Here is an 11098-nt window from a genome sequence, read left to right as displayed (position 1 = left end):
CGTTGCTGATTCTTCCTGCCCGAACACCGGGCATCAGAGTCGCACAACAACTGGACCACTACGAGGGGCTCACCTCAAGTGCGTCGACCTCGCGCCTCAAGTCTTTCGCCAGCGCAGGGTCGCTGCTCTCGAGTTTCCTGAGCAGGTCATTCAGCCGGGACACTGCACTCCTTCGTCGAAATCGGGCGTGGAACTGAGATTTTTGCAGCCGACAGAGGTCACTGGCCGTCCGACACGTCAATTGCGCCACGCGCGAAGGTCGCCAGGATCCGGGCGTGTGTCTGTCGCGGTAACTGGCGTGTGCCGGGTTCTCCGAATGGCGTGCCGGGTCGTGCTGGTGCCTCTGCCAGTAGCTCGTCGATCCCGGGACGCGCCACCATCAACAGTCCGTGCGTCGCCCGCGTGCAAGCGACCGCGAGTCGACCGAAGGACGAGTTGAACGCGTCGAGTTCGCTTGCTCCGTTCAGTGGATGCACCACAATGGTGATCCCGTTCGTATTGCCTTGCCACGAGTCAACCGTGGACGCGACGACGTCTCGTTCCGTCAGGTGATGCTTGGTCTGAAGCCGTTTGACAACGTCTTTCGCGTCGTCGACGGACTGATTGCGCGTAGCGAGGATCGCGATCAGAGGATCCTGGTGATCGCCTCGCGGACTTGCCTTGAGCCACCTCCCCGTGGGTCGCCCGGGCACGGCTTCGTCGTACGCCGCCGATATGAGCGAAGCTTCGGCTGCGAAGAACTGGTCAACGACGTACTCGACGAATTCCAACAGAGGCAGGTCGACATCCGCAGCCTCCGGTTCCTCTAGACCGTCTATCTCCAGAAGGGTCGGCACACCCGTGCCGACCTGCCGCCAGATTTCGGCCGCACCTCCCTCCATGGGTCCGAGGTCAACCCCACGGTCACCCGGTGCCGCCACGCAATCGAGCGTCTGCCATTCCGGGTAGAACGCACGCCACAGTGCTAGGTGGCCGGCGGAGGGACGCCACACAGTCGGGAGCTCTCGGGACCACGTTCGCGGGTCGTCGTCGTAGTCGGTGGGCCAAGCGCGGTACGGGTTGTAGACCGGATCGCCGCGCCACGGATTCTCACCGATCTCCAGAGGCGGCAGCTGCCCGACGTCGCCCACACCGACCCACAGCGGCGCGATCTTCGTGACCTTGTCGAACAAATGGTGCGCGATCTGCCACGCTTCGTCGACGAGCAAGACATCGAACGGGGCGGTTCCATTGGCAGCGTTGCCGAACTGATTGCGAAGGCGCCCCAGCTCTCCGATCGCACCGAAGCGAGCAACTGTCGCTATGACGACTTTCACGTCCGCCAGAAGCTGGCTCGTCGACGTCACCACGGTCACCGCGCTTAGTACCTCGCTCGGGAGCTCGCTGAACGCATCCTGGCTCGCGAGGAGAGCGACGGCGTCCGTCCCGAGTGACTCGGTCAGGGAGACGGCTAACGGTTGCACCTGCTTGTTCGTGAACGCTGTGATCGCGACACGTTGGCAACGTCGGTGCTGCGTAGCCTCGACGACCAGCCGCTTGAGCGAGTAGGATTTTCCCGCGCCAGCCGACGCTTTCAGCAATATTCGCTCCATCGGCGACGTCCCCGACAGTATCGCCGCAAGCTCGTCACTCGCCTCGTGGGATACCCGGTCGTTGAGCGCCGCGGCATCTTCGTGATGCCTATATCCGGTCGCGATTACCAGGGGGGCCCTGAAGTGACTGCTCTCGTCTGGTTCCACCGTCACTCCAGATCATCCATGGTCTGGTCGGCAGGTGTCGGCTCCGGTGCGAATGCGAACGCGTCGCCTGTCGCGGCGCCGGACGCCGAAACTTCGAACGCGTCATCGTCACGCACTGGTGGCCACGTCTCGGGGTTCAGTTCACCGCGTGCACGTCTTCCCGCGATGTGATCCGAGAAATCGGCCTCGCTGCGCTCGTGAGAACGACAGCACCATCGGTGTTTCTCGGGATCGCTTTCGTACGAGTCGAAGTCGCAGTCGGGCTTTGGCGCGGACGTCGTGTCCGAATCCGGTTTGCTTATTGACAACACGCGGTTGCCCTTGAGCTTGGAGAACCACGTGAAGTCCGCGATGACGAGCCGGTCCCCGGCTTCGACAGACGGAACCATCTGCGGATGCCACTGCAGGTGCGTCGCTTCCGCTCCCGTGGTGGTCAGCGGGCCGATATCGAGACCGCCAATTTTGAAGGTCCGGGCGCGCTTTACGTCGACGCAGACGCCGGGCGCCTCGACGCACGCCCCTCCGTTTCGTGTCAACATCACCACACGCGAGCCGTCCACGATTCGCCTCGATTCGACATCGAGCACGAGCGGTTCGACACTAATTACCGTCGCAAATGCCACGAACCGATTTCCGGCGTCGGACGCCATGTCGTGTGCAGCTTGTGGATTCGACAATGCGAGCAGCTGCGAGGCGCACAAGCCGTCGGTCTCTATGAGCCCAACGAGTGAGTTACGCCAGGGTCGATATGTCCGGCCGAAACGCACCAGGTCGGATGCGTGCAGCTGCAGTCGACGGCGCCAGACTTGCTGAGAACTGGATTCGAGCGCCCGGTATGCATCCCGGAGCGTTGACGAACCGATCCCGTCCAGCGCGTCGAGGGCGCGCTCAAGCGTCTGAGCCTTGTACTGCAATTCCTCTTCGACCAGGGTCTTGTAACGTTCTGGCTCGGCTGGCCCCTCACCACCGTGCTTGCCACGTTTACCTACGAGCGCTTCGTGGATTGCGTCGGATGTTGCGTTCGTGAGGCGCGCGCCAGGCGTGTGGTTGGATGCCTCGATTGCGTCGGCGAACGCGCGGTGGTCGATCGGGTCGGCGGGGGTCGCTTCCGCCCAGCCGACGAGGTAGTCGAGGCGACCCGCGTTCACTGTAGGTCCTCCGGCCACCACGTGTCGCGAGAGGACTTCGCGGACGTTGATGATTGGAGAACGCAGTCTGAATGCTCGGGAGCGGTCGTCTTCGAGCATGAAAGCGATCGCGGTGCGCTCCGACTCCGAGATCGGACGGGGCAGCGTGGCCGGCTCTCCGTCGTACGTGAGTGGGGGGCGTCCCTGCTCCTTGTCCCGCTCCCACCGCAAACGACTGAGCTCGACACCAGCGAGGTTGTCCGCCATCGATACGAGGACGTCCGCTGTGGCCTGGTCGGGGACACCCAAGTGCACGGCATCAGGTGTTGTACCGGGTGGGCCCTCGTCGGCGGCCGTGCGTTGCTCGCGCATCGCGCGGCTCAATGCCGAACCGATGCGACGCATCACGAGCCGCCGCGTGTCTGAGGACTGCGGGTCGTCGAAAGTCGTGAACTCCCAGTCGCCGCGGCCTTCCAGCGTGACGCGCTGAACGCCGATGCCGTGCACCCCAAGCGCGGCGGCATCCGACTTCGCAAGAACGACGTTGACCGTGCCGGGCGCGCCAGCTTGGTCTACGCGCCGTTGCCCCGTGAATTGCGGGACACCTTCAAGGGTCGCCGCTATATTCGCGGCCGTCGATGCGGGTACGCGGCCAACCTCGGAGACGCCGTCGACGAGTCCAAGCGCCTGGCGACGCATGTCGCGTCGCACACCGATCTCGATGAGCAAGTCTCTCGGCGAGCCCGACTGGCGCAGTTCGACGCGGCAATACGAGAACAACGTGCAGGTAGGACACCTACCAGGATCGAACGTGGCTTCCAGCTGCTTTACAAGGACCCTGACGTCGTCGCCGACCTTATGCCCCGATAGCTGTGCCTCGCGTCGGCGTTCCTCAATGCGGAGCCGTACCTCTTCTGTGTAGTCATGCAAGTTCTCGACTACCGGCTCCGGTTGAAGGAAAGCGTTGCGCGGCACGGCGAGAACGCCGAATGTGTGCACGGACATCCCGTCCGGCAACCGAGACCAAGTGCGCGCAGATTCGGCGCCGACTGCGACTTGGAGGAAGCCTTTCAACATGCGTGCGTCGTCGATGCGTGACCGCACACGCTCGTAGTCCTTCGCGTCGCCGATTACGAGCCATGACCTGCTCGGGTCATCCGCTGAGGGAGCGACGATGGCAAAGTCCGGCTTCACGTCGGTAGAGCGTGTGTCCTCGAACCCGACGAACGGCAGCGCCAACTGAAAGATGAGAGTTACGGTGCCGTCGTTGCCCGCGCGTGAGTGTGCGTCGACCAGGGCCTGTGCGGTTGAGTTGATGCTGACGCGGGCGTCGACAATGACGACTTCATTCGGCCGGCTGAGGCCGAGCGCGCCGACGGTGCGGGTGGCGACCCGCCCGGCAAAGTTCTCGTTGCGGACGAGCCGTTCGAACGTCATCGCGCGCATCCAGCGTGCCTGCGGGATTGATCCGGACGAGTCGGGAAATCCGACTTCCTCCGCTAGGCTCCGGCGCGTCAAGCCGGTAATCAGCGGGTCGGTGCCCCGGAACCGTGCGCATGCGGCGTGAGATGAGGCGGCGACGGCACTTGAGCCGCCGCCGGCAACTTCGACCGCCACCTGCTCACCTCCGCCTTCGGGTACCGGCTCGCTCGAGAACTCCACGCTTCGGTTTCGCTCGCTTAGTGAGGCAGCCGACCGCGAGCCACCGTCTCAACGCGGCTGCCGCCTACAAAGCCGCCGAACGACACCATATTCGGCGTAACCGACGAGTAGAAGCGATCTGCGCCAAATAGGTCGCCTCCGGTGGAGCATGGTGCATGATCGGCGGGCAACCGATGTTGCGGGCCTCCGCGGTCCCCGCTAGTCATGCTTGCCTTGCGGTCGTGTCGCAATTCCTGACTCGTCAGGTGCCAGCCACGGCAGGCCTTGCATTCGTACACCCGCCGCTCTTGCCGGCGGCATGACTCTGCGGCGTCCATGAGGAAACGGGAAGCGACAGCGGAGTGCAGTACCACCACGGCTTCGCGCTTGTCGCGGAACCGTACCTTTCCGCCCAGTGGGCACCGGTTGAGGTGCCGGTGGGTACGAGATTTGCGGCGCTGTGCCCTGCCGCCCGGCCGTGCCCGATCGCCCTGATGTTGCCTGCGGAAGTTTTTATGCATAGCGGGTAGTATTCCTTCCAAGCGAAGCAATAGTCTGCTGACATCGCGTAACATCTGCTGTTGGCATATATGTTATGCATAATCTGCGTACGATCGCAAGGGTGAAGGGAGGAATCCGTGACTGCCGGCGACCGCGCGGCCGAGTACTTCGGCAGGGCTCTGGCGGCTGCGAGGGCAGAGAAGGGTCTGAAGCGCATGCAGCTCAAGGACCTGTCCGGTCTCAGTTACCCCTACATCTCCGAGATCGAAAACGGTGGAAAGTACCCGTCGCAGCGCGCTATCCAGTCGCTCGCGGCGGCTCTCGAGATCAGCCCGTCGGAGCTGATCGCGCGCGCCGAGCAGATCGAAACCAACGCTGCCGGCGACGAACCGTCAAACAGCAGCTACCCCGTCCTGTCTAGCTCGCCGGATCAGGCGTTCGCACCGTTGAGACCAACCGGGACCAGGCCAATCGCGCAGGGTGAAAACGATGTCATATCTAGATTGACGGAACAGGTGCTGCAGGCTGTCGAACCACGTCTTCGTGAGTGGCTTCACACGGAGATCCGGATGGCGGTCGCCGACGAGCTTCATAGTCAGAAGGGGATCGATGACAATCCGCACCACTGACTTCGAGCTCCACGACTGGCAGCGTCAGGCGGTCGACGCTTGGGTCAACGGGTTCGAGGGTCATCCTTTCACCGGAACGCTTGAAATCGTGACCGGGGGAGGAAAGACCCTCATGGCTCTCGCGTGTGTTGAGCGAGCCGCCGAGCTAGAGAGCGGTCTTCGCCTCGCAGTGGTTGTGCCTACCGAGGCGCTCGCGCGTCAGTGGCGGGAAGTGCTCGTCACTCACTCGTCCCTGCGGCCGGAAGAAGTAGGTCTGCTCGGTGGTGGTGGTCGAGCGACGTTTCAGGAACACCGAGCGGTTGTCGCTGTCATTAATACTGCGTCGCTGAAACTGCCTGCATTGGCCGAGACGGGTCAACCACTGATGTTGATCGTGGACGAGTGTCACCGAGCGGGGGCGCCGAAGTACCGCAAGGTGCTGAATACTCGTGCGAGATACCGACTGGGGCTCTCCGCGACACCCGATCGAGAAGAACTCGATGAGGATGGCGAGCCCTTGTCCTATGACGAGCAAGCGGTCGGTCAGTCCCTCGGCGGGGTTGTCTACCGATTCTCGCTCAAAGACGCGCGACTCGCGGGGTGGCTTCCCCGCTTTGCGCTACACCACCATGGCATCGAACTCACTGCCGAGGAACGGCGCGAATACGAGACGATCAGTCGGCGAGTCGACGACGCCGCTGACAGCCTCCAGGCCAATGGCATCGATCCGAGTCGAGCGCGGTCGGTATCGAGGCGTCGAGACGAAAAGGGAGAAGCGGCGCGGCGATGGGTCCAACTGACTGCACAGCGGAAGGATTTGCTTTATCGGGCGAGCGAACGGCACCGAGTCGCGGTGCTTCTGGCGCAGGGTGCTTTTCAGAAGGACGCACAGCCCCGCATCATCATGTTCCATGAGCGAGTCAAAGAGGCTTCCGAGCTGCACGCTGCCCTGATTGAGAGCCTTCCGGACGTCCGCATTGAACTGGAACATTCGAAGCTGCCAGAGCGACGCCGGAAAGAGGCGTTGAGTGCGTTCGCTTCTGGCGATGCGCCTGTCCTGGTGTCGGTGAAGTCACTTATCGAGGGAATCGACGTTCCACAGGCGGATACCGGCATCTCGGTCGCCTCCACATCCGCGGTGCGGCAACGGGTTCAAGCTCTTGGTCGGGTACTGCGCCGGGCGGTAACAGCCGACGGGCAGAGCAAGGTGTCGACAATGCACCTGATCTACGTTGCCGACACTGTCGACGAATTGATCTACTCCAAGGCTGATTGGACGGACCTTACCGGTGAGGAATCGAATCGATACTGGCGCTGGCCATGTAAGGAGCTGAAGCCAGACCCGGTCGATCTGCCGCCGCGGACGCCGCGTCCCACCGAGGAACAGGCGTGGGCCATTCTCGGCCGTGAAGTTCCGGATGAGCCGGCACCGTGGCCCGGGTGCCTGATAGGGCAGGAATATTCAGTCAAGACTAACGGTGCGGTGCACAACCAGTCTGGACTGCAGATCGGCAATCCGCAGGGCGTCGACCGGATGGTGGAGCGAGTGCGCGGCCGTCCAGGGGGGCGCTTCAGGGTGACGCCTGAATATCGCCTTGTGCTGGTTTGGCAGCCCGAAGGCACCCACGCCTTCGTGGTCGCCGGTCAGTTGTCCGAGCCGTTCAGAGTCCTGGAGCAGGCCGACGGTGAGATTGCCGCGGCCGGAGTCGACGATCTCCGGGCGGGCGATGCTTATACGGGCCCCGCCGATAAAAAGGGCGGCACCTTCAAGGTGGCCCAACGAGCCGGCGGCATCATCGAGCGCAAGATTCCGGGCGGGTCCGAGGTCGCACAGGTCCACGGCACGGCAGATCCAAACGGGGAAGAAAACGGCCGCCGGATTTTGGCCGCGTGGGAATGCCTTGACCGCTCATTCTCGCGATTCTTCGTCAACTCGTTGGGGCACGCATGGTATGAGACGGCGACGGGCCGGAGATTCCTCGCCGTTGTCGAAGGCGGATTCGCATGGCCAGAAGAGAGAGGGGCGCATCGGTGACGTTACAGAGGTACACCGGCTACACGCCGTCTAACGTGAACCGGGATGCGAAGTACAGGGTCACGGCAAACGAGGAGATTAGGCTCGAGTTCCAGGTCGATTCCGGGACAAAAGAATTGTTAACGACGTGCGAGCACCCTGAGTTGGTCGAGAAGGTCAACGCGGTTAAGCGGGAAATGAATGGTGTTCCCGGGGGTGTGTTCTACATCAACGAGTTTCGCGATGTCCTAGTACCCGACAATCGCGGCGGTAGCTACTGGGCTCAACCCTACGATGGCACTCTTGAGTTCGACTTCAACGGGTCAATACTCAGCCCGAAGGCCCCGCCGGGACTACAGCCGGGGGATGAGTGGCCGGGGCCGCACCCCGGAGTGCGGTACACGCTGTCCGCCGACGGCGGAGATATCTACTACAAGCAACGAAACGGCACCACTGAAAAGAAGTTCTTGCTTTCACAAGTAGTCGGAAAGGAACGGGCAGCTACTACCTCGCGCTGGATCAGGGATATGAAAGGCCCGTCCGGTGGGCGTTTCTATATAAACGAGTGTTGCGAGATCTTCGCTCCAGTAACCACTGAGGACTCCGTCCGCTACATCTACATCGGCCACCTAGAGGACCGCGAATGGTTCGATCCGCCGGGCGGATACGACCGCCCCTGAATGGTCGGGGGTGCCCCTGGTTCAGCTGAATCGCGGGGTGTGAATTTCAGGCGCGGTTGCGACGGGTGTGTGGAGCAGTTCGAACTCTATCGGGGTGAGCCTGCCGAGTGCGCGTTGGCGCTCGCGTCGGTCGTCCGCTCGATCCAGGTCACGATTGCCAGGCGCAGTTTCGGCTCGAGTGGTCCAACGCCTGCGGTCGAGGACGTTGCGTTGCAGCAGGGCAAAGAACGACTCCATGGCGGCATTGTCTCCGCAGGCCCCAACGCGGCCCATCGATCCGTCTAACCCGTTGTCCGACGGTGCGTGGACGAACTTCCGTGATAGAAACTGGCTACCCTGTCGGAATGGACGATCGTCCCGACGGACGCGCGTAGCGCCACAGAGTGGTCCTGGGGACAGTCCCACCACCATGTTCACATGGTCGAAGTTTCTAACACCAGCCATGTTGACGACGGTCGAAAACTAGGCCAGAAGCGACGGTGAAAAGTAGGCCACGTGGTCGTGGTTATTGTGCCGTGTTGTCTGCTCTGGCGGAGGGCAAGGTGTCGATTCCGGTGTCCTTGAGCCGATAGCTGGACCCTTTGAGGGTCAGGACGTCGGCGTGGTGCACGATTCGGTCGATCATCGCCGCGGCCACCACTTGATCTCCGAACACGTCGCCCCAGCGGGCGAAGGGCAGGTTCGAGGTCAGGATCAGCGAGGCGTGTTCGTAGCGGCTGGAGACCAGTTGGAAGAACAGGTTCGCAGCGTCCTGCTCGAACGGGATGTAGCCGACCTCGTCGACGACGAGCAATCCGATGCGCCGCAGCTTGGCTAGCTCGACGGGGAGTCGCCCGGCGTTGTGGGCGGCCTTGAGGCGGGCGACCCAATCGACCGCGGTGGCGAACGCGATGCGATGCCCGGTCTGGGCGGCCTTGACCGCCAATCCGATGGCGAGGTGGGTCTTGCCAGTTCCGGGTGGCCCGAGCAGTACTACGTTGGATGCCTTGGCCAGGAACGCGCCGGTGCCAAGGTGGGCGATCATGTCCCGGTTCAGCGCGGGCTGATGATCGAAGTTGAAGTCCTCCAACGACTTGCGGGTCGGAAAACCAGCGGATCGGATGCGAGTAGTGGCACCGGAGGCTTCGCGGGCCGAGACCTCCCGTGAGAGCACCGCCGCGAGGTATTCCTCATGGGTCCATCCGGCGTCGCGGGCTTGGTCGGCCAGCCGGGCGGCGGACTCGCGGATGCGCGGCGCTTTGAGGGCCTGGGCGTAGTGCAGGACGGCCTTCATCGGGTCCTCGGCCATGCTCATGCCACCTCACCATCGGAAGTGGCTGTTCTCGTGGTGAAGTCGACACCGAATGCTCGGTCGTAGTCGGCCAGGTCCCGCACCAGCTGGTCACCTGCCGCCGGTGGTGGGGCGGCTTGGAACTGCCGCCGCAAAGCCGCAGCGGTCACGACGTGGGCAGGATCAGTCAGGGTTTGTCGCACCGCCCAGCACCGGTCGTGGGCCGCCAGCAGGCGTCCCGATCGGGTTACCGTCACCTGGGCCAAGGTGGTGGTCACGTCGACGAGTTGGCCGATCGCATTCGGATCCACGGAGTAGTCGTTGCCGGCCACCCGCACGTAGTAGTCGCGCCCCAACCGCACCGAGGTCCCCGTCTCGGTGACCGGGGGCACCGGCGGCAGCGCCAGCATCTGGGCTCGATCGGCATCGAGGAAGTCGATGGGCCGACCATCGAGGACGCGAACCCGACGCGCGTTGGCAATCGGAAGCCATATTCGCAGTTGATCATTGAAGTCCTGCGGGGAGGTGAAGGTGCGCCCGGGCAGGAACGAGGTCTCTAAATATCGGTTGGCTCGCTCCACCATCCCCTTGGATTCGGGGTCATAGGGTTTGAGTTGCACCATCCGCGACCCCAGTGTGCCCATCAGCGCGGTCACCGGATCGGTCAACCGGCCGCGGCGTCCGATCCCGGCTTCGTTGTCCCACCACAGCTCGCGGGGCACCGCGGTGAAGTTCTGCGAGAGTAGCTGCCACATCCCGGCCACCAGGTCCATGGTTTGGCGCGAGGGCAGCATCACCGCGGCGATGAACCGGGAGAACGCCGCGACCATCACCAGCACCGGCAGCATCGCCTCCTGGCCGAACCCGACCCCGATCTTGGGTGCCGGGAGCCACAGGTCGCACTGGATCACCCGACCCGGTGGATGCTCCAGCCGGTCCACCGGATCCGCGGGCAGGTACTCCGGTCGGATCGCCCGGACCCGCTCCCGGAACCAGGAGATCGAGCCGGTCCACCCGACCCGCTCGGCGAGCACCGTCGCCGGCATCGCGGGGTAGGCCGACAACAGCAGCCGGATCCGCGGCTCCACCTCGTTGATCGCCGACGGCGACGAGGCCCGCTCGTACTTCGGTGGCCCGTCGCTGGCCAGCGCACTGGCCACCGTGTCACGCGCGATGCTCAGCTGCCGTGCAATAGCCCGCTGCGACAAACCCTCGCTGCGGTGAAGATGCCGGATCAAAGCCCAGTCTTCCAAGGAGATCACCCATCCAATCTGATTGGGTGGCCTACTTTTCAACCGTCGCGACTGGCCGGGAATTCAACCGTCGTCAACAAGCCACTCTCAGGACTGATCTCGGCCGTCCCAGGTACGTGTCCAACCACCGGCAGCGCCCGCGCTCGTGCCTCCGCCGCACCCCGCACGTCAGTGAGTACCTTGTGGAATGAGCCGTCCCGGTAAGTCCGGAGACTCCCGATCTTGGGAGGATTCGAGTTATGGGACGTGCAAGCAGGTATCCCGC

At 63.4% G+C, this 11098-nt stretch carries 7 protein-coding genes and 1 pseudogene; 3 read left to right on the top strand and 5 right to left on the bottom strand.

The features are described 5' to 3' along the window. Positions 1–218: 218 nt before the first annotated feature. Together AWC02_RS00040 and AWC02_RS00035 are read right to left on the bottom strand one after the other, a co-directional pair. The gene (locus AWC02_RS00040; protein ID WP_085126079.1) at positions 219–1745 is read right to left on the bottom strand and encodes an AAA family ATPase; all 1527 of its coding nucleotides are present in this window, start codon (positions 1743–1745) and stop codon (positions 219–221) included. Then, complete coding sequence (locus AWC02_RS00035) at positions 1742–4483, bottom strand: hypothetical protein (RefSeq protein WP_085126081.1); 2742 nt, start codon at positions 4481–4483, stop codon at positions 1742–1744. Before AWC02_RS00035 ends, AWC02_RS00040 begins: the two co-directional genes overlap by 4 nt. Positions 4484–5145: 662 nt before the next feature. Here AWC02_RS00035 and AWC02_RS00030 point away from each other — a divergent pair. The 3 genes from AWC02_RS00030 to AWC02_RS00020 are packed head-to-tail and all read left to right on the top strand — an operon-like array spanning position 5146 to position 8310. Beyond that, positions 5146–5637, top strand: a complete 492-nt coding sequence (locus AWC02_RS00030) for a helix-turn-helix domain-containing protein (RefSeq protein ID WP_085126077.1) — start codon at positions 5146–5148, stop codon at positions 5635–5637. Continuing rightward, a complete protein-coding gene (locus AWC02_RS00025) occupies positions 5618–7651 on the top strand; it encodes a DEAD/DEAH box helicase (protein WP_085126075.1) in 2034 nt (677 codons plus the stop codon). Before AWC02_RS00030 ends, AWC02_RS00025 begins: the two co-directional genes overlap by 20 nt. Then, positions 7621–8310, top strand: coding sequence for a hypothetical protein (locus tag AWC02_RS00020; protein WP_133055588.1), 690 nt, complete (start codon positions 7621–7623; stop codon positions 8308–8310). The genes AWC02_RS00025 and AWC02_RS00020 overlap by 31 nt, the downstream gene beginning before the upstream one ends. 21 nt (positions 8311–8331) lie before the next feature. Here the strand turns inward: AWC02_RS00020 and AWC02_RS20920 are convergent. The 3 genes and pseudogenes from AWC02_RS20920 to istA form a co-directional block, all read right to left on the bottom strand. Continuing rightward, positions 8332–8699, bottom strand: a pseudogene (locus AWC02_RS20920) (integrase core domain-containing protein); the annotation flags it as partial. A gap of 116 nt (positions 8700–8815) precedes the next feature. Then, on the bottom strand, positions 8816–9598 hold the full coding sequence (istB, locus tag AWC02_RS00010; protein ID WP_473086849.1) for an IS21-like element helper ATPase IstB: 783 nt from the start codon (positions 9596–9598) through the stop codon (positions 8816–8818). A 2-nt stretch (positions 9599–9600) separates the two neighbouring features. Next, positions 9601–10842 (bottom strand): IS21 family transposase, encoded by a 1242-nt coding sequence (gene istA / locus AWC02_RS00005; protein WP_085126069.1) that lies wholly within the window; start codon positions 10840–10842, stop codon positions 9601–9603. Between the last annotated feature and the right edge of the window lie 256 nt (positions 10843–11098).

The sequence above is a fragment of the Mycolicibacter engbaekii genome (assembly GCF_002101585.1).
In the GTDB taxonomy this organism is placed as follows: Bacteria; Actinomycetota; Actinomycetes; order Mycobacteriales; family Mycobacteriaceae; genus Mycobacterium; species Mycobacterium engbaekii.
Note: the sequence above shows the minus strand (reverse complement) of the source record. Positions and strands in the feature narration are given on the sequence as shown.